Origin of the sequence: Clostridium sp. Marseille-P299, from assembly GCF_900078195.1 — a bacterium.
Classification (GTDB): Bacteria; Bacillota; Clostridia; order Lachnospirales; family Lachnospiraceae; genus Lachnoclostridium.
This window is the reverse complement of sequence record NZ_FJVE01000007.1, coordinates 2,203,041-2,222,214: the sequence shown is the minus strand read 5'-3', so window position 1 is coordinate 2,222,214 and position 19,174 is coordinate 2,203,041. Positions and strand designations below refer to the sequence as shown.

At 33.2% G+C, this 19,174-nt stretch carries 18 protein-coding genes; 16 read left to right on the top strand and 2 right to left on the bottom strand.

Going from position 1 to position 19,174, the window contains the following annotated elements:
- The first annotated feature begins 260 nt into the window (after positions 1 to 260).
- The 12 genes from BN4220_RS17670 (at position 261) to BN4220_RS17615 (ending at position 14,474) form a co-directional block, all read left to right on the top strand.
- On the top strand, positions 261 to 1,241 hold the full coding sequence (locus BN4220_RS17670; protein ID WP_066719660.1) for a DUF5692 family protein: 981 nt from the start codon (positions 261 to 263) through the stop codon (positions 1,239 to 1,241).
- A gap of 296 nt (positions 1,242 to 1,537) precedes the next feature.
- The gene (gene hypB / locus BN4220_RS17665) at positions 1,538 to 2,206 is read left to right on the top strand and encodes a hydrogenase nickel incorporation protein HypB (protein WP_066719657.1); all 669 of its coding nucleotides are present in this window, start codon (positions 1,538 to 1,540) and stop codon (positions 2,204 to 2,206) included.
- Positions 2,207 to 2,339: 133 nt separating this feature from the next.
- Entirely contained in the window at positions 2,340 to 5,147 is a 2,808-nt protein-coding gene (locus BN4220_RS20580; RefSeq protein WP_066719654.1) for an FAD-dependent oxidoreductase, read from the top strand.
- A 4-nt stretch (positions 5,148 to 5,151) separates the two neighbouring features.
- Positions 5,152 to 5,493 carry a hydrogenase maturation nickel metallochaperone HypA/HybF gene (locus tag BN4220_RS17655; protein WP_066721134.1) on the top strand — a complete coding sequence of 114 codons (342 nt, stop codon included), beginning with the start codon at positions 5,152 to 5,154 and terminating at the stop codon, positions 5,491 to 5,493.
- A 498-nt stretch (positions 5,494 to 5,991) separates the two neighbouring features.
- Positions 5,992 to 6,306, top strand: a complete 315-nt coding sequence (gene trxA, locus BN4220_RS17650) for a thioredoxin (protein WP_066719650.1) — start codon at positions 5,992 to 5,994, stop codon at positions 6,304 to 6,306.
- 422 nt (positions 6,307 to 6,728) lie between these two features.
- Entirely contained in the window at positions 6,729 to 7,631 is a 903-nt protein-coding gene (locus BN4220_RS17645) for a LysR family transcriptional regulator (protein WP_066719648.1), read from the top strand.
- A gap of 380 nt (positions 7,632 to 8,011) precedes the next feature.
- Positions 8,012 to 9,055 carry a methionine ABC transporter ATP-binding protein gene (locus tag BN4220_RS17640; RefSeq protein ID WP_066719646.1) on the top strand — a complete coding sequence of 348 codons (1,044 nt, stop codon included), beginning with the start codon at positions 8,012 to 8,014 and terminating at the stop codon, positions 9,053 to 9,055.
- Complete coding sequence (locus BN4220_RS17635; protein ID WP_066719644.1) at positions 9,039 to 9,719, top strand: methionine ABC transporter permease; 681 nt, start codon at positions 9,039 to 9,041, stop codon at positions 9,717 to 9,719. The genes BN4220_RS17640 and BN4220_RS17635 overlap by 17 nt, the downstream gene beginning before the upstream one ends.
- A 25-nt stretch (positions 9,720 to 9,744) precedes the next feature.
- Positions 9,745 to 10,704 carry an L-lactate dehydrogenase gene (locus tag BN4220_RS17630; RefSeq protein WP_066719642.1) on the top strand — a complete coding sequence of 320 codons (960 nt, stop codon included), beginning with the start codon at positions 9,745 to 9,747 and terminating at the stop codon, positions 10,702 to 10,704.
- 148 nt (positions 10,705 to 10,852) lie between these two features.
- Positions 10,853 to 11,728: a MetQ/NlpA family ABC transporter substrate-binding protein gene (locus tag BN4220_RS17625; RefSeq protein WP_066719634.1), complete on the top strand. Its 876-nt coding sequence runs from the start codon at positions 10,853 to 10,855 to the stop codon at positions 11,726 to 11,728.
- Between the two features lie 141 nt (positions 11,729 to 11,869).
- A complete protein-coding gene (locus BN4220_RS17620) occupies positions 11,870 to 13,243 on the top strand; it encodes an FAD-binding oxidoreductase (protein WP_066719632.1) in 1,374 nt (457 codons plus the stop codon).
- 70 nt (positions 13,244 to 13,313) lie between these two features.
- Positions 13,314 to 14,474, top strand: coding sequence for a pyridoxal phosphate-dependent aminotransferase (locus tag BN4220_RS17615; RefSeq protein WP_066719630.1), 1,161 nt, complete (start codon positions 13,314 to 13,316; stop codon positions 14,472 to 14,474).
- Positions 14,475 to 14,577: 103 nt separating this feature from the next.
- On the opposite strand, the gene BN4220_RS17610 is transcribed toward BN4220_RS17615, so the two are convergent.
- Both BN4220_RS17610 and BN4220_RS17605 read right to left on the bottom strand, forming a co-directional pair.
- Positions 14,578 to 15,555: a permease prefix domain 1-containing protein gene (locus BN4220_RS17610; RefSeq protein ID WP_066719627.1), complete on the bottom strand. Its 978-nt coding sequence runs from the start codon at positions 15,553 to 15,555 to the stop codon at positions 14,578 to 14,580.
- Between the two features lies 1 nt (position 15,556).
- On the bottom strand, positions 15,557 to 15,886 hold the full coding sequence (locus tag BN4220_RS17605) for a PadR family transcriptional regulator (protein WP_066719624.1): 330 nt from the start codon (positions 15,884 to 15,886) through the stop codon (positions 15,557 to 15,559).
- Positions 15,887 to 16,154: 268 nt separating this feature from the next.
- Between BN4220_RS17605 and BN4220_RS17600 the strand changes: the two genes are divergently transcribed.
- From BN4220_RS17600 to BN4220_RS17585, 4 genes are all read left to right on the top strand, one after another.
- Positions 16,155 to 17,303 carry a DUF3800 domain-containing protein gene (locus BN4220_RS17600; RefSeq protein ID WP_066719621.1) on the top strand — a complete coding sequence of 383 codons (1,149 nt, stop codon included), beginning with the start codon at positions 16,155 to 16,157 and terminating at the stop codon, positions 17,301 to 17,303.
- Positions 17,304 to 17,368: 65 nt separating this feature from the next.
- On the top strand, positions 17,369 to 17,878 hold the full coding sequence (locus BN4220_RS17595) for a hypothetical protein (protein ID WP_066719618.1): 510 nt from the start codon (positions 17,369 to 17,371) through the stop codon (positions 17,876 to 17,878).
- Positions 17,879 to 18,060: 182 nt separating this feature from the next.
- Positions 18,061 to 18,585: a GyrI-like domain-containing protein gene (locus tag BN4220_RS17590; protein WP_066719615.1), complete on the top strand. Its 525-nt coding sequence runs from the start codon at positions 18,061 to 18,063 to the stop codon at positions 18,583 to 18,585.
- 38 nt (positions 18,586 to 18,623) lie between these two features.
- Entirely contained in the window at positions 18,624 to 19,166 is a 543-nt protein-coding gene (locus tag BN4220_RS17585) for a GNAT family N-acetyltransferase (RefSeq protein WP_066719612.1), read from the top strand.
- Positions 19,167 to 19,174: the final 8 nt, after the last annotated feature.

The following is a 19,174-nucleotide window of genomic DNA, read 5'->3' as shown; positions in this document are numbered from 1 at the left end:
TTTTATAGCTTCAATTAATTGAGATATATGTTAGTTTTAGTTCATGGATTTGGTATGACCACATACCACAAATATTATAATTAGATTGTACTGGTAAAATTAGATAAAAACAAGGGAAAATTATTAAAATATGTAAATTATTGCACTATTAAGATTGACTATCATAGCACAGAATGTTAATATTATAACAAAGTATAACACTATTTTCCAACTGGTATGACCACAGCTGAGAAAGTGGAAGATAAAAAGGAGAGCATGATATGTTTCGATTTAATTACGATGCAGGTGCAACAGCAATTCAAGTTTGGCTAGTTTGGATACTAGTTTTTGTAGCTTTATTTCTACTCAATGAGTTTTCAAGAAGAAATAAGTATGGTAGTTTTGTTTGTTTTATTGTCCTCCCGATTTTTTTATCCGTCCTATGGTTTACAGCATTAAAAGACACGACTTATACGGATTGGTTTCACCTTGCTAAAGTATATTCAGCAACCGCAGGGTGCATCGGATTTTGGTGTATTCGCTATGTTCATGGGAAGGATAAAAAGACGGGGAAAGAATGGAGATTGTCAGATAAAAAGTGGGCCTTATGCTTTCCACCATTAATTCTTGCAATCAACATATGCGAAGCTGTTGCTAGAGACATACAAATTGGTACGCAATATAAAAGTGGCGGTATTTTATCGGATGGAACGATGTATGTACTTGGTGGTAGTTGGAACTTTATGAATGCAATTGCAGGAATTTTAAATATCATTACGATTACAGGTTGGTTAGGAATTTGTATCCGTAAGAAAACGAAAAATGATAACAGTCAAGATATGCTTTGGCCCGATATGCTGTGGTTTTGGATAATTGCTTATGATCTATGGAACTTTGCTTATACATACAATTGCTTGCCAGGGCATGCTTGGTACTGCGGATTTGCGTTATTGTTAGTACCAACACTTTGTGCATTTACACTAGGCAAAGGGGCGTGGTTACAGCACCGTGCACATACCTTAGCGCTGTGGTGTATGTTTGCTCAGACGTTCCCAGCGTTTATAGATGAAGGTAAATTCGCAGTAGCATCTTCTTATAATGAAACACCATTGTTTATTTTTAGTTTTCTAGCACTTTTAGCGAACATTGGAGTATTCGTTTATATGATTTATAAGGTTAAGAAAACAAAACGAAATCCATATAAAGGAGAACTATATACAGATCTTGCGAAATATAAGGAAGTCAAGGTATTAGCTAGATAATTCAAGATTATAGTTTCATATGTTTTAAAGGCATATGCTAAATACACTTATATTTCATATGTATTTAAGGCATACGCTAAATAATTAACATTATATTTCATATGTGTTTAAGGCATACGTTAAATAAATAACATTATATTCATATGTAATCAAGTATTCGCTAAATAATTAACATTTATATTTAATATGTATCCAAGGCATTTACCAAATAATTAAAGCTTATTTATATATGTTTTTGTCACAGACATTGTCACTCTTCGTATACACATAATTTTAAATGAAAAGGGGATCTAGTAATGAGCGAGTTTAAAATTCTTGAAATTAAGCAAAACGTATTTGATAATAATAACAAACAAGCAGATCTATTACGGAATGAATTGAAAGAAAAAAAGATGTTTCTTCTAAATCTAATGTCCTCGCCAGGAGCAGGAAAAACAACAACTTTAACAAAAACCATTGAAGCTTTAAAAGAGGAATTAAAAATTGGTGTTATGGAGGCAGATATTGACTCGGATGTAGATGCTCACACAATTTCTAAAACAGGAGTAAAGGTGATACAGCTTCACACGGGTGGAATGTGTCATTTGGATGCAGATATGACAAAGCAAGGGCTAAACGGCTTAGGCACTGAGAATTTGGATCTTGTTATTTTAGAGAATGTAGGTAATTTAGTATGTCCAGCAGAATTTGATACAGGTTCTTCTAAAAATGCAATGATACTTAGTGTACCAGAAGGTGATGATAAGCCATTAAAATATCCTTTGATGTTTTCTGTTGTTGATGTGTTATTAATTAACAAAATAGATACTCTTCCTTATTTTGACTTTGATTTAGAGGAGTGTATTAAGAGAGTAAAAGAAAGAAACCCAAAGGTTAAAATCATACCAATATCCGCTAGAACAGGAGAAGGAATCGATTTATTTGCAGATTGGATTCGTGATGAAGTTAAACAGTGGAAAGAGTAAGATGTGAAAAAGTTAAGAAGTTAAGAAGTTAAGAAGTTAAGAAGTTAAGAAGTGGAAGTAGTCCAAATAGAGTCCTAAAAGAGTCATGGTATTGTAAGGAATAATTAATATTTCGTAGATGGAGAGGGTAACCATGGTAAAGGAAAAGGTATTAGATCTTGCGAATCATATTAGTAATAAAAAGCGTGGGGCAAAAAATGAGATAAAATCTACGGATCCAGAATATATAATACTTGAGCCTGTTGTATCAGAGGAGATGGCCGAGGTAGCACTATGTATGGAAATGCGAAAGAAGGCTAGCGCAAAGGAACTTGCAAAAAAGTGTAACAAAACAGAAGAAGAAACTTATAAGCTGCTTATGGAGCTTGCATATGCTGGTGTTTGCTTTGTCAATGAAATCGATGGAGTAGACATGTTTTGGTATGATACTTGGGTTCCAGGCATAATGGAAATGATGGTTAACAATAAGGAGAATGTTGCAAAGTATCCCCAGATAGCAGAAGCCTTTGAGGCATATGGTAGGGTAAGAGGACCAAAGACTGCAGGAAGTTTTCCAGTTGGCGTTGGATTAATGCGGGTTATTCCCATTGAGCAAGCCATTTCAGGTGAAACAAGAAGAGCAACATATGAAGAAGTATCAAAATATCTCAATGAAAATGATGTATTTACGGTTTCTGATTGTTCCTGTCGTACCGCTAGAGAGGCAATGGGCGAAGGCTGTGGTCATCTAAAAGAAGATATGTGCATTCAAATGGGGCATGCAGCAGAATACTACATACGTACTGGCAGAGGAAAGCAAATAACAAGGGAAGAAGCATTTGAAATTATAAAAAGAGCGGAAGATAATGGTCTTATGCATCAAATACCTAACTTAGATGGTTCGGGAAAGACACATGCAATTTGCAATTGTTGTGGATGTTCTTGTTTATCACTACGAACTGCAAGTATGTTCATTAATGCAGATATGGTGCGCTCTAACTATGTTTCACAGGTAGATAAAGATAAATGTGTTGCCTGTGGGGAATGTGTGCAAAATTGCCCAGTCAATGCATTACAGTTAGGACAAAAATTATGTTCTACTACACCTGTGGTAAGTGAAATAAATAGAAAAGATACACCAAGAGACACCGAATGGGGACCTGACAAATGGAACCCCGACTATAGAACCAATCGAAAAGACGTGGTGGATACAGGAACAAGTCCTTGTAAAACAGCATGTCCAGCCCATATTTCTGTGCAAGGATATATAAAATTAGCCTCTATGGGTAAGTACAATGAAGCATTGGAACTTATCAAGCAAGAGAACCCGTTTCCAGCAGTATGTGGTCGTATCTGCCCTAGAAAATGTGAGTCTGCTTGTACAAGAGGAGATATTGATGAACCAGTTGCTATTGATGAAATTAAAAAGTTTATCGCTGAGCAAGATTTAAATAAAGAGCATAGATTTGTACCAAAACAAAGACATCAATACGGGAAAAAAATAGCAGTGATTGGTGCAGGACCATCGGGTCTGTCTTGTGCTTATTATTTAGCCATCGAAGGTTATAAAGTAACGGTATTTGAAAAAGAAGATGTGTTAGGTGGTATGCTAACTCTTGGCATTCCTTCATTTCGTTTGGAGAAGGATGTAATAAATGCTGAAATTGATATTTTAAAGGAATTAGGCGTTACTTTTAAAACAGGGATTAAAGTTGGTGAAGATGTAACTCTAAATGAGCTAAGAAAGCAGGGATATGAAGCATTCTATCTTGCTATTGGGGCACAAGGTGGTAGAAAATTAGGAATTGAAGGTGAAGATGCTAAGGGCGTAATAGCAGGCGTAGAATTTTTACGTGATGTAAACCTTAAAAAAGCAGTGGAATTAGCTGGAGATATTGTCGTAATTGGTGGTGGTAATGTGGCAATTGATGTTGCAAGAACGGCAGCGAGAGTAAGTGTAAGCTCTGGAGCTAAAGTAACTCAAAGCTCAGCTACTACAGTAAATGTAAGCTCTGCAACTACATTAACTTTAGGTTCAACGACTTCAGTAACTTCAAGTTCAACGGCTACAGCCACTCCAAACTCAGTAAAAATGTTTTGTTTAGAAAGTCGTGAATCCATGCCAGCCTTGGAAGAAGAAGTGGAAGAGGCACTTTTAGAATCCATTGAAATTCATAACTCTTGGGGTCCAAAACGGATTCTTTCAGAAAATGGTAAAGTTATAGGTGTAGAATTTATAAAATGTACTTCTGTTTTTGATGAAGCAGGAAAATTTCATCCAAGATATGATGAGACTGTTACAAAGATTGTGAAAGCTAATTATGTACTTACTTCTGTTGGGCAAACCATTGAATGGGGAAATATTTTAGATGAGAGTAAAATGGCTTTAAATTCAAATAAAACAATGCTGGCCGATGGTTTTACTTTACAAACTTCTGTGCCAGATGTATTTGTAGGTGGTGATGCATTTACTGGACCAAGATTCGCAATTGATGCAATTGCATTAGGAAAAGAGGCTGCAATCTCTATTCATCGCTATGTTCAACCAGGGCAATCTTTAGTTATTGGTCGTGATAAGAGAGAATATCATTCCATGGATAAAGATAGCTTAGAGTTAGGAGGATATGATTCAATACCAAGGGAAAAGGCAGCTCATAGTAATTCTATGAAAGGAAAAGAGCATTTTAGAGATATAAGAACTACATTTACAGAAGAACAGATTAAGAATGAAACGAAACGTTGTCTTGGTTGTGGCGCTACTGTAGTTGACAAATTCTTATGTGTTGGCTGTGGTCAATGTACGACAAAATGTAAGTTTGATGCGATTACTCTTGTAAGAACCTATGATGGAGAAGGAGTAGCATATGAAGATATAAAACCAGTAGTTATTAAGCAAGTATTAAAGCGTAAAGGTAAAATTGCTGTGAAAAAAGTAAAAAATGCTCTTACCAAAGGTAGGTGATCCAATGCATGAGGTTGGTGTTGTTATGCAAGTAATCCAAACGGTAGAAGAATTTGCCAGAGAACATAAAGTCGAGCAAATAGATTCCCTTGTCTTACAAATTGATGAACTTTCCTCTATGATCCCTAGATATATTGAAGCTGTTTACCCTGCGGCAGCAGATGGTACGATGTTAGAAAATACTGCATTAAAAATTGAGATTTTACCTGCAAATGCCATATGTCAAACGTGTAATAAAGTATTTGAAGTTATTAAGTATAATGGGGTATGTCCGAAATGTAACGGTAAGAATATTGAACTGCTTGGTGGGAAAGAGTTCTTTATTAAGGAAATAGTGTGTTATTAGTATCGCAGTATTCATTTTTCATTAGTGGATGATATAAGTATAGTGATAGGTCCGGCATAGAACGAATGGCGTAGAAAAGTAATTAAATAAATGATATAAAAATGATTATCTTATTACTCTTTGGTAGGATAATCATTTTTTATTGATGGATGTGAAATAAGGAATTGTATCCGCTAAGTTTTATATTCAGTAAATATAATGTCCAGTAAAGTTTGATATACTATTAGAATACGATGAACGAGATGGATGAAAATATATAAGTTTTGAGGTTATAGAAGATAAATCAAAGTGAAAAATATTTAAGATTTGATAGGGGCTTGACAAAAAAGAAAAATGCACTTATAATAGTTTTAAACAATTCAATTGAACACAATTTAATAGAATCCAAAATACTATGAATAAGATTTTAATAAACTTGTATATGCTAGATATATTTAAATAGTTAAATAAATCATCAATAATACAGTGTATACATATATGAGAAAGTGAGGAATTACTATGGTAAAAGTTTTAAAAGACAGCGTTTTTAATGAAGAAGTATTAAATAAAAAAGGTATTGTATTAGTCGATGTATTTGCAACTTGGTGTGGACCATGTAAGATGTTATCTCCAATTGTTGAGAACATTGCTGAAGAAGTAAATGACATTGAAGTTGCTAAGATCGATGTAGATGAGAATAATGAAGTAGCTCAAAAATATCAAGTAATGTCTATTCCAACTTTACTTCTTTTCAAAGATGGAGAGTTAATGGATAAATCCGTTGGCTTCCAATCCAAAGAACAGATTCTTGATATGATTGGTAAAGTTAGATAAAGTATAATAAAGATAAATTTAATATAGTTTCTTAAATTAATTTCATTTTCGCACATAAATATAAAAAAGAAAACAGGTTATTACTTTAATAGAGGTAACCTGTTTTCTTTTTTGTTTGATCAAAGTATCGATTTAGTAAAGAGACACTAAAAAGTAGTTCTTATTTAAAAATCATAGTGTAATTATTACATTATAGAGTTATACTTTGTACTTAAGGATGTGTTTATTATCTTTTTCATCCTACTACATAGGTTGGATCATTAAAAGATTTTGTAAGATATAAATTTGAATAAAGAGATTTGAATAAGCACATGTAATTACCGTTATGCTGTTGAGGACCTCTAAGGGTAAAAAGATGCATAAAAAGATAAATGAGTTCAGAATAAGATAAAAGGATTCAGAAAGATTAGGAGGATAAGAGTATGACTTTGAGACAAATAAAATATGCGATTACAATCGCTAATACATGTTCTATGAATGAGGCTGCAAAAAAATTATTTATTTCACAACCAAGCCTTACTAGTGCAATTAAGGAATTGGAAGAAGAAATACATATGTCTATATTTACAAGGACCACAAAGGGCGTTATTGTAACCTCAGAAGGTGAAGAATTTTTAGGATACGCTAGACAGATATTAGGTCAGGTGGAATTATTAGAGGCAAAGTATTTAAATAAAAATAGAAAGCAGAAATTTGGAGTTTCTACTCAGCACTATTCTTTTGCCGTTAAAGCATTCGTGGAAATGGCAAAAGGCTTTGATATGAATGATTATGAATTTGCAATTCGAGAAACGAGAACCTTTGATGTTTTAAATGATGTACAATCTGGCAGAAGTGAAATAGGCATTTTATTTATTAATGATTTTAATGGAAAGATTATAATGAAATTGTTAAAAGATAAGAATTTAAAATTTCAAAAGCTGATAACCTGCAGTGCTTATGTATATTTGTGGAAAGGACATCCGTTGGCAGAAAAAGATATTATATCCTTGGAGGATTTGCAGGCATTCCCATGTATGTCTTTTGAACAAGGAGATAATAACTCATTTTATTTCGCGGAAGAAATTCTAAGCACTTATGAATATAAAAAGACCATTAAGGTTAATGATAGAGCAACGATGTTAAATCTTATGGTTGGTCTGAATGGATATACCTTATGTTCGGGAATCATCTGTGAAGAGTTAAATGGAGGAGATTATAAAGCAATACCACTTGATACAGAAGAGGTAATGGATATTGGTTATGTGACCTTAAAAGATACGATATTAAGTGAGATTGGAATGAAATATATTGAAGAGTTAGGCAAATATATGCGCTCTTTGTAATAGATTTTATCTATAACTGATAATAGATTTTGAGTATTTTACATATAAGCAAGTAATGAGTATACTAAAAAACATATTAAATTGATATGAAAAGTTTTTTAAGGCTATGTGTTATTCATCGCTGATAGAGAAAACAGAGAACTATTGATTTTCTCATTAATTATTTTACTTACTTGCTGTATATTATGGACTGGAAATAGAACCAGATAAAAATTAATAGTAACGAGTATAAGTGAGTACATAATTAGATGTACTCATTTTTTGTTTATTAGTGATAAAAGCATAGATGCTTCTTTCGATATAAGAACGTATATGGATGGAACAAAAGTAATAAGAATTATATTAAATTTTAGAGTTAAATGAAATAAAGGAGAATGTTTATGATTGAATTAAGGAATGTCAACAAAACATTTCAATCAGAAGGTGTAACCGTTGAGGCGGTACGTGATGTAAATCTAAGTATTAATGAGGGTGAAATATTTGGAATCATCGGATACAGTGGAGCTGGAAAGAGTACCTTAGTGCGATGCATCAATTTATTAGAGCGTCCTACCTCTGGGCAGGTGTTTGTTGATAAGGTAGAACTTACATCCCTAAGTGATAAAGAACTTAGAAAAGCAAGAATTGGTATAGGAATGATTTTTCAGCAGTTTAATCTTTTTTCTTCAAGGACTGTTTTTGAGAATATAGAATATCCATTAAAACATAGCAAACTCACTAAGGCAGAAAAAAAGAAGCGAGTTGAGGAATTGTTAGCACTGGTTGAATTAGAAAGCAAGGCAAATGTCTATCCGTCTCAGCTAAGTGGTGGTCAAAAGCAAAGGGTAGCAATAGCAAGGGCACTTGCAAATAACCCTAAAATCTTATTGTGTGATGAAGCGACAAGTGCTTTAGACCCTCAGACAACGCTATCAATTTTAAAGCTTTTAAAACAATTGAACACAAAACTTGGAATAACAATAATTATGATTACCCATGAAATGCAGGTAATTAAGGAGATTTGCGATAAAGTTGCTGTAATGGAAAATGGTAAGGTTGTAGAAAGTGGTGATGTTTTTTCTATCTTCGCTTCACCAAAGGAAACAATAACGAAGGACTTTATTGATACTACTTCTAATTTATCAAAAATATTCAATCTTATTGATGAGAAGGCTGAGATTACAAATATTAAGACTGGTCAATGTATTGTGAAGTTAAAATATTTGGTTAGAAGTTCTTCTGAGCCTTTGGTTTCGGCAATTTCAAGGCAATTCAATATTGATGCAAATATTATTTTTAGTAATTTAGAATTATTAGACTCTGAACCATTGGGTGGTTTGGTAGCTATTTTAAGCGGTGAAGCAAAAGATATTGAAGCAGCACTGGAATATTTAAAAAGTAAGGACGTAGGAGTGGAGGTGATCCTAGATGCAAGAATTGCTTAATCAATATTTTCCCAATGTAATGTCAAAACTTCCAGATTTTTATTTAAGCATCCAGGAGACCATTGTAATGGTTCTTTGGTCAGGTGTGATTGCACTCATTATTGGAGCTATTTTAGGTATTTTATTAGTTGTAACCAAAGAAGGCGGATTGATGGAAAAGAAAGCAGTGTTCCATATCTTTGATAAAGTTATTAATCTATTTCGTTCGATTCCGTTCATTATTTTACTTACAGGTGTTATGCCAGTTTCAAGATTAATCATGGGTACAGCCATCGGAGTGGAAGGTGCAATCGTTCCGTTAATCTTTGGAACAGTGCCATTTTTTGCAAGACAAATGGAAAGTGCACTATCTGAGGTTTCACCGGGACTTGTAGAGGCTGCACAATCAATCGGGAATAGTAAATTTGAAATTATTATAAATGTTTACTTAAAGGAAAGTATACCTCAGATTTCTAGAGCTGTTTCTATAACAATGATCAGTTTGATTGGTCTTACTGCTATGGCAGGGGTTGTAGGAGCCGGTGGCCTAGGAGACTTCGCTGTTCGTTATGGTCATGACAGAAATCAGACAGATGTTACATATGCAACAATCATCGTATTGGTAATCATGGTTAGTTTAATTCAATTAATTGGTAATTATATATCCAGAAAAAATACACATTAACAAATGACAAAAGGAGGACGATCAAATGAGTTTAGATACTAGAAAAGTTATTATTATTGGAGCTGGACATGTGGGTTCACACGCTGGATACGCATTAGCTTCACAAGGAATTGTAGATGAAATTGTTTATATTGATACAGATGTGAAAAAAGCACAAGCACAAGCCCTTGATATCTACGATGCAACCCTTTATTTACAAAGACATGTATTGGTAAAGGCTGGAGATTATTCAGATGCTAAAGATGCAGATTTAATCGTTGTTGCTGCCGGACCATTACCTGATATAAGTAAAGGTCAGACACGAATGGACACATTGAAACAAACAATCACAATTATTAAAGATGTAGTAAAAGGTATAAAGGAGTCCGGATTTTCTGGGATTATATTAAATATATCAAATCCAGCAGATGTGGTGACTCATTACATACAACATGAATTAAATTATCCACCAGAAAGAATTATTTCAACTAGTACAACGCTTGATTCAGCAAGACTTCGACGTGCAATCGCAGATGAAATTAACATAGACCAGAAATCAATTTATGCTTATGCATTAGGAGAGCATGGTGAAAGCCAGATGGTTCCATGGTCTAACGTTACAATTGCTGGAAAGCCTATTTATGAATTAATGAAAGAAAATCCAGAAACTTACGGAAAACTTGATTTGGCAGCAATCGCTGCTGAAGGAAAAGCGGGAGGATGGCATATCTTAGGCGGTAAAGGTTCGACCGAATTCGGAATTGGTGCAGCAATTGCGGAAGTTTCAAGAGCAATCCTTGGAAATGAAAAAAGGGTACTTCCAGTCTCTGTTCTTTTAAATGGTGAATACGGTCAGCATGATGTTTATGCAAGTGTTCCAGCGGTTCTTGGTATTCAAGGGGTGGAGGATATTATTGAATTGCATTTAACAAAAGAAGAAGAAAAACTATTTAACGATTCTTGTAAGACAATGAAGGAAAACTATGAGCTAGCATTAACTTTATAATAGTAATGGGCTTTAGACATAGTACTATCATGGTGAGCATGACATAAGTACATAATTTTATAGTTTTTGGTAAATCGCCAATAAGACTAAAAAAATCTTATGTAAGGCAAATCATAAAACTATAATATAAAATTTGGAGGAGAAATTTATGAAATTAAAAAAATCTATCGCAACTGTTCTTTCACTATCATTACTTATTACTAGTTTAACTGCATGTGGAAAAAAAGCAGATAATACTGCAGCAGATAATGCTACTGGAAAAGACAATGTAACGGTTACTTTAGGAGTTGTTGGCTCCGTGTATGAAGAAATTTGGGCACCTGCTAAGGAACAATTAGCAAAGGAAGGTATTGATCTTAAAATACAGCAGTTTTCTGATTATGTAACACCAAATAATGCACTTGCCAATGGTGAGATTGACTTAAATGCATTCCAACATCAAATTTATCTTGATACAGAAATTGAAAATAATGATTACAAAATTCAGTCCATTGGTTATTCCTTTATTATTCCTTTAAATCTTTATTCTAACAAGGTGAAGTCATTAAGTGAAATTAAAGATGGTGATACAATCGCAATTCCTAACGACTTAACCAATGGTGGTCGTGCTTTAAAAGTTTTAGAGGCAGCTAATTTAATTAAATTAAAAGACGATGCGGCGTTTAGCCCAACTATTGATGACATCGAAACTTATAATGTAAAGATTGAAATCAAAGAACTTGCAGCGAATACAATTCCATCAACCCTTCAGGATGTAACGGCAGGAATTGTTAATGGAAATTATGCACTTGATTTCGGGCTTAAGACAGAAGAAGCTATCTTTGCAGATACAAGTCTTACAGAAGAAAAATATTGGAATTTAATTGCAGCAAGAAGTGCTGATCTTGAGGATGCGTCCAAGGTAGAGTTATATAAAAAAGTTATTAAAGCATTTCAATCAGAGGAAACAGAAAAAGTATTTAATGAGCAATTCGGAGGATACTTCATTAAAGTGGGTTGGGATCAAGATTTACTCGCAAAATAAATAGAAGAGCTTAAATTTGTAGAGCTTTAATTAAAATAGCTTAATTCAAATTTGAAAAGCTTAAGTTGGAAATAACAATCCAAATGATTTTAGTTTAAATAACTAAATCTATATTGTTTTAAAAGTGTGGAGGAATGGAAGATGGAGAATATATATGAACTTTTTGATATTATACAAGACAAAAACCGTATAATAACAGAGCATATTGATGAAAAATATCTCAGTGATTCATTAGGTAGGTTAAAAGGAACTGCATCTGCGGTAGTTTTTCCAATCTCCACAGAAGAAGTAAGCGAAATTATGAAATGGGCTTATGAAAGAGAAGTTCCTGTTACCCCAAGGGGTGCAGGAACCAATTTGGTCGGTTCTACTGTACCTGATCATGGTGGAATTGTTCTTGATTTGACCCGTATGAATCGCATACTTGAACTTGATTACGAAACGTTTACTGTAACGGTGGAGGCTGGTGTTATTTTACAGGATTTTCAGCGATATATTGAAGAAAAAGGATTATTTTATCCTCCAGATCCAGGTGAAAAGTTGGCAACAATCGGTGGAAACATTAGTACAAATGCTGGAGGAATGAGAGCAGTTAAGTACGGTGTAACCAGAGATTATGTTATGGGAGTTGAAGCAGTTCTTCCAGATGGTAGTATTATTACAGTTGGAAGTAAGAATATCAAAGATAGTTCCGGGCTTTCTCTTAAAAATTTAATTATAGGCTCCGAGGGAACGCTTGCTGTTATAACAAAGTGTATACTAAAGTTAATTCCAAAACCTGAAACATCCGTGAGTGCAGTAGTTCCTTTTAGTAGCTTAAATTCAGGAATTGAATGTGTACTTGAAATTATTAAAGAAAGCGCTAATCCAACTGCAATTGAATTTGTAGAGAAAAAGGTAATTAAGTTGGGAGAGGATTTTCTACAGATTCAATTTCCTTATCCTGAGGCAAAGGCGTACATAATTCTTACTTTTGATGGTAGAAAAGAAGAGGTTGAATCAAACCTACAACGGGTAAAAGAAGTTGTACTTAAGAAACAGGCTCTAGATTTTATTATTCTAAATGATAGAAAATTGCTGGAAGATGTATGGAAGTTAAGAGGTGTGCTTGTAAAAGCAGTGGAGGCAGAATCGGAGCAGGAGCCTGTCGATATCGTTGTACCGATAAATAAAACTGCTGAATTTATTGAATTTGTAAATGAGCTAGAAAAAGATTCTGGAATGCAGATGGTAAGTTTTGGACATGCAGGTGATGGAAATGTTCATCTTTGTGTAATACGTGGTAATCGTACACAGGAAGAATGGGAAGAAGAGAAAAATAGAAATCTTAGTGTGATTTACCATAAAGCGTATAGCTTAGGTGGACTTACTTCTGGAGAACATGGAATAGGATTATCGAAAAAGAAATATTTTTTAGAAGAGACAGATGCTTTGAATGTACAGCTTATGCGAGGTATAAAAGAAGTATTTGATCAGAAGAAGATTTTAAATAGTCATAAAAGCTATAATTTATAAGAATTTTAATGTATGGAAGCTTAACAAACGAAAGAAAATCAAGTTATTGATATTTACGAAAGGGGTTAAAATGAAAGCTTTAAGCAATAGAACAGCCAATTTTACAGACTCTGTAATTAGAAGAATGACACGCATATCTAATGAATATGGCGCAATCAATTTATCTCAAGGATTTCCAGATTTTGATCCACCAAAAGCTATCACGGATAGATTAGCTGAAATCGCAGCTCAGGGTCCTCATCAATATGCAATTACTTGGGGAGCTCAAAATTTTAGAGAAGCATTAGCAAAGAAACATGAGCATTTTTCAAAAATGAGTGTGGATCCTAATTCTGAAATCGTGGTTACCTGTGGTAGCACGGAAGCGATGATGGCGGCTATGATGTCTGTTACAAACCCTGGGGATAAAGTTATAGTATTTTCACCATTTTATGAAAATTATGGTGCGGATACGATTCTTTCAGGTGCAGAACCAATTTATGTTCCGCTTAATCCACCTGATTTTAGCTTTGATGCAAATGTTTTAGAGGATGCATTTAAACAAGACGTAAAAGCCTTGGTTCTTTGTAATCCATCCAATCCATGCGGAAAGGTATTTACAAGAGAAGAACTACAAATTATTGCAGATCTGGCAATAAAGTATGATACTTATGTGATTACCGATGAAGTATATGAACATATTATTTATGAACCATATAAACATACCTACATGGCTTCTCTTCCTGGAATGAGGGAACGTACCATTGTATGTAGTTCATTGTCTAAGACATATTCGATCACTGGTTGGAGACTTGGATATGTAATTGCATCCCCTGAAATTATTGAAAGAGTGAAAAAGGTTCACGATTTCCTTACAGTTGGGGCAGCGGCACCACTTATGGAGGCAGCAGTAGTTGGACTTTTGTTTGAGGATGACTACTATGAGGAGTTAAAGAATCACTATACACATATGAAAAATGTATTCATTCATGGATTGAAGGATATAGGGCTTCGTTTTACAGAACCTCAGGGTGCCTATTACGTATTAGTGGACATCAGTGATTTCGGATATAAAAGTGATATAACATTCTGCGAGGATTTGGCAAAGAAAGTTGGGGTTGGAGCAGTACCTGGATCTAGCTTTTTTAAAGAAGATGTAAACCATCTCATTCGTTTTCATTTTGCAAAAAAGGATGAGACACTTTTGAAAGCTCTGGATAATTTGTCCGATATTAAGAGAATAATGAAGTAAGATTTTAATTAATGAAGCAGATTAAAAATTAATGAAGTAATTTTATCTGAAGAATAAAATGAACCGTTTCTGTCTAATTGACAGGTAACGGTTCATTTTTTATTTATTTTGCCTTATTTTCTATTAATGCATTATAAAAAGCACAAAAGCCACCAAAAATTATACCAGTGATAGGAAAGATAATCCAATTAATATGCCAAAGATCCTTCACAATGCCAGTATATAAAAAGATTGCAGCAACAAGAGGCCAGACGATACTAGCAACAGCTCCAATTAATTTACCTTGCTTTTGTGCTTGTGGTGTATATCCCTCGAGCTTTAAAAGCATTTCATAGTTTTCATAAGGACTTTGAGCAATAATTAGAATGCCCACACCAAGAGCAACTTGAAGTAACAATAAACAGACTCCGTAAGTTGATCCACTATCACTTATCATAGAACCTATAAAGATATAAAGAGGAGAGAGGATGAACAAACCAACACTAAGGATGATGCTAATTGCTTTTTTCGGAAGAATATCTTCGTATTCTGTTTTAAGCATAATATTGCTCGTATGATCCAATTGAAAATCTCCATCTGCTATAAATTTGTATCTTTCTTCTTTCATACCTGCATAAATGAACAAACTGACAGCAATTATAATTAGTATGAATAAAGGTAAGATAGGGATGATATTTTTCACTTCGTTTTTAGCACCAAGTAGGAGATGCCCTGAATCTATGAACTCATACATAAATAATAGTAGCGATACTCCAAATAAAATCAATGCTACTCCAGTTGCTATAAATTTAGCTACATATTTTTTTACACTAATATAGTCATGCGCTTCATCTAAAGTAAGTATTCTACTAGATTCACCCGTAGAATTTTTTGAAATACCCATCTCTAGCAATAATTCATCAATGTTACCAAACTCTGCGATAACAACACCAACTGCTTCATTTTCTGATTTGCCATTTGCTTTTAACTCAAGATATTTATCTTCCATATTTACAAGTAAATCGGACTTAAGACGTTTTAGTTCTTCTGTGTTTGGAAGAGAACGAAACAAATTGTCTAAATAAATTTTAATTGTATCCACTCTATATATCCTCCTTAATAAAATGATTAATAACTTCTTTTGTAATTTTCCATTCTTCACATTTGTCTTTATAATAGGAAACTCCTAAATCGGTGATTTGATAATATGTTCTTCGTTTACCTTGTGTTTCATCTCCGTAGTATGACTTTATATAACCATTCTTTTCTAACCTCGTAAATGCTGAATATAGTGTTGTTTCTTTCATTACATATTGCTCATTAGTTATACTGCGAATGTTTTTTGAGATTTCATATCCATACGAATCTTTTTCTAATAGTAAATATAATATTATCGTATCATTATATCCACGTATAATATCGCTGCTTATCAAAATATCTTTTTCCTTTCTGTAAAATTTACTACGATAATCGTACTTCATCTGTCGTAGTAATAATATAACACAATTACTACGACAGGTAAAGTACTTTTTTATAAATTAGATTAGAATATTATTAGAGGCTATTTATTAAAACATGTAAAAGAAGATAAATCGCATATGGATTTTAATGGAAACTAAAAGTTGATAATTGGTAAAAAATGTATTATGATGAATCTATGTTATTTATGAGGCTTTTTAATTCTGATATGGAGGTGCAGCTTTGGAAGTTATGTATGCTTTTACTAACGATTCGGGTAATTATGGATTCAAATTTGATCAAGATGAAATCTCTACACATTTTATCGTTACAGCTCTTCTAGTAAATGAAACTAAGTTAGAGCTACTAAACGATGAGATAGACGCAGTGCGTAGTATCTATATTCAAACAGATGAAATAAAATCTCCATCAATAATTAAAAATCATAAAGAGAGACTTGAAATACTAAATGAGTTAATAAAGTGTGATTTTCAAATATTTTCTGTTGTAGTGGATAAGCAAATGTTACTTAAGGATAGCGGGCTTATGGCGAAAGAGTCATTTTATAAATTTATAAATAATTTGGTACATAAAGAATTGCGAAATGCCTTTAAAAAATTAGTTGTATGTGCGGATGAAACTGACGGAAGTGACTATATAAAATGCTTTTGTGATTATGTAAGAGATAACGAGGACATACCAAATTTATTCGGTGAAAGGGAGTTCTATTTTGAAAACACAAAGAGCAAATCGCTTATTTGGTTCACAGAATTTATAAGTGAGACATTATCTTTTATATATGGAGAGAAGAAAAAAACAGACGCACCCAATTATTTGAAAATACTAGATAGAAAAATTATTCGGATAGAACATTTCCCTAAAGTTATAACGAAATATGTAATAGAACATAGTGATATTTTAGAGAAAAAGAGTAATGAAATTTTAACTGTATGTTTGCGACATGTACAAGTATTTTTAAATAAATATGAGAAGTCAACAGAGGAGGAGCGTGTACATCAAGTTATTGTATTAAAATATCTATGCTTTCGTTTTTTACATCATGAAACTAGAAAATATATACCTACAAGAGAACTCATTAATATTCTCAAGTATCGAACTGGAAAAGTTGTAAGTATGCATTATTTTCGTACTCGTATTATTGCAAAGTTAAGAGATGAAGGTGTTATTATAGCAAGTTCCTCAAAGGGTTATAAAATACCATCAAAGGTAGACGAGTTATATGACTTCATCAATCATGGTACAACGATTATTATGCCTTTGTTGGACCGATTAAAGAAGTGTCGAGATAATATTAAAATTGGAACGGATGGAAAACTAGATTTATTTGATCATTCGGAATATAAAACCCTTAAGGAATTCTTTGATATTTAAGAGGCGCTATTTAAGTAATATATGTATTCGATAATTATTATCTATATAAACATAGGGGAAGGTAAATGAAAACTATATTAGAGGAAAAACGATTTGATATTGTATCAGAGAAGAACAAAGAATTTATTTTAGCTTTTAATAATGAGATAACAAAACTTGGTTACGATTTTGGTGGCAACATAGGAAGTGGATTTTGTTGGGGAGAGTATATGGTTATCTATTCAAAAACAGGTGTTAAGAACAAGCAGGTTGCAGCAAGAATATATATTAGGCAAAACAGTATTGTACTTCGACTTTTCTTAAATAAAATTGATAAACATCGTGAATATATCGAAAAATCGAAAGATTTTATTAAAGGAGTTTTTATGAATGATTACGGTAAATGTAAGCATTGCCGTGATGATGAAGAAGGGGGGTGTAAATTTAGAAAGTCGTATAGTTTAGAAGAGGAGTTGATTGAAAAATGCAACGGCTTCACCTTTGAATTTTGGGAACCTAATATGGATAAATTACCAGATTATATTAATTTATTGGAAGAGTTTTATCGGCTAAGGAGAAAACGTGCAATGGAATAATGCAGACAAATGTGGTTAGCAGTGCAAGTTGTTTGCTAAGTAATGTGCTTCATAGAAGAACAGATGTAAAGAGAATTGCCGTTGTCGTTGCTTGAATGTGATAAAGCGCATAAATAATACTTTTAAGTATGTTAAAAAGAGTAAATGTAACTATGAGTTTTACATTGATTAGGAGGAGAATTATGGAATCGAAAATTATAGAGGTTTACAAAGAGCACTTACCTTCACTTCGTTTTATAGGAAAATGCTACACAACAGCTGACAGAATTGGTGGGTTTGGTCACAAATGGGGTGAGTGGTTTGAAAATGGATGGTTTTCCATACTTGAAAAGATAGGTGAGCTTAAAGATGTTGAAAATGGCTATCTTGGTTTTATGCGTTGCAATGGTTCTGATCCTGAAAACACTTTCGAGTATTGGATAGGTATGTTCTTTCCTGTTAACACTCCAGTACCAGAGGGATTTGCCTATATAGATCTTGCAGAAAGTGATATCGCTGTTTGCTGGATTAAGGGCAGAGAAGATGGTGGTATTTATGATATGCATCATGCCTGTATTTCTAAATTTCAAGAAAATGGATTTGATAATTTTAAATCTGATGATAATAACAGAACTTATTTTTTTGAAAGATACAATTGTCCACGCTTTACGGTACCAGATGAAACAGGTAATATAATTTTAGATTATGGAATTTATTTAGCAGAATAGAAGAATTAGCGTTCTATGGAAAATGGAAAGGGCATATAGTGGATGAATTAACATTAGTAAAGCCAACTAAAACTTTGGAACAAGAGATAAAACAATACTGCAAAGAATATTACGATTATGGAGAAACACGCATTAACGGTAGCTGCGGAATCACACATTACAAAGAATTTGATGAGTGGTTAAAATTAGTACATTCCATTGAAAGTGAAACACTATCAAGAGAAGATGTTCATGCATCTACATATTTATCTATTAGAAAAAGTGATAAGAAAATTATAGGAACAATACAACTACGACATTCTTTATCAGATAAACTTATACCATATGGTGGCCATATTGGATATGGAATCCGTCCCTTAGAAAGAGGTAAAGGATATGCGACAATACAACTAAGATTAGTATTAGAAGAAGCTAAGAAACTTAATATTCCTAAAGTTATGATAACTTGTGATAAGAGTAATATAGGTTCTGCAAAAGCAATACTGAAAAATGGTGGAATCTTAGAATGGGATGGGTTTTATGATCTAGCTGGAGTCGATATTGAAGTCTATTGGATACTTCTCCAGGATAACCTTTCATAAATTAAGTT

Bases quoted from the DNA above. Each gene is read 5' to 3' on its own strand.
- BN4220_RS17670 (WP_066719660.1), top strand. From the start codon at position 261: ATGTTTCGATTTAATTACGATGCAGGTGCAACAGCAATTCAAGTTTGG.
- hypB (WP_066719657.1), top strand. From the start codon at position 1,538: ATGAGCGAGTTTAAAATTCTTGAAATTAAGCAAAACGTATTTGATAAT.
- BN4220_RS20580 (WP_066719654.1), top strand. From the start codon at position 2,340: ATGGTAAAGGAAAAGGTATTAGATCTTGCGAATCATATTAGTAATAAA.
- BN4220_RS17655 (WP_066721134.1), top strand. From the start codon at position 5,152: ATGCATGAGGTTGGTGTTGTTATGCAAGTAATCCAAACGGTAGAAGAA.
- trxA (WP_066719650.1), top strand. From the start codon at position 5,992: ATGGTAAAAGTTTTAAAAGACAGCGTTTTTAATGAAGAAGTATTAAAT.
- BN4220_RS17645 (WP_066719648.1), top strand. From the start codon at position 6,729: ATGACTTTGAGACAAATAAAATATGCGATTACAATCGCTAATACATGT.
- BN4220_RS17640 (WP_066719646.1), top strand. From the start codon at position 8,012: ATGATTGAATTAAGGAATGTCAACAAAACATTTCAATCAGAAGGTGTA.
- BN4220_RS17635 (WP_066719644.1), top strand. From the start codon at position 9,039: ATGCAAGAATTGCTTAATCAATATTTTCCCAATGTAATGTCAAAACTT.
- BN4220_RS17630 (WP_066719642.1), top strand. From the start codon at position 9,745: ATGAGTTTAGATACTAGAAAAGTTATTATTATTGGAGCTGGACATGTG.
- BN4220_RS17625 (WP_066719634.1), top strand. From the start codon at position 10,853: ATGAAATTAAAAAAATCTATCGCAACTGTTCTTTCACTATCATTACTT.
- BN4220_RS17620 (WP_066719632.1), top strand. From the start codon at position 11,870: ATGGAGAATATATATGAACTTTTTGATATTATACAAGACAAAAACCGT.
- BN4220_RS17615 (WP_066719630.1), top strand. From the start codon at position 13,314: ATGAAAGCTTTAAGCAATAGAACAGCCAATTTTACAGACTCTGTAATT.
- BN4220_RS17595 (WP_066719618.1), top strand. From the start codon at position 17,369: ATGAAAACTATATTAGAGGAAAAACGATTTGATATTGTATCAGAGAAG.
- BN4220_RS17590 (WP_066719615.1), top strand. From the start codon at position 18,061: ATGGAATCGAAAATTATAGAGGTTTACAAAGAGCACTTACCTTCACTT.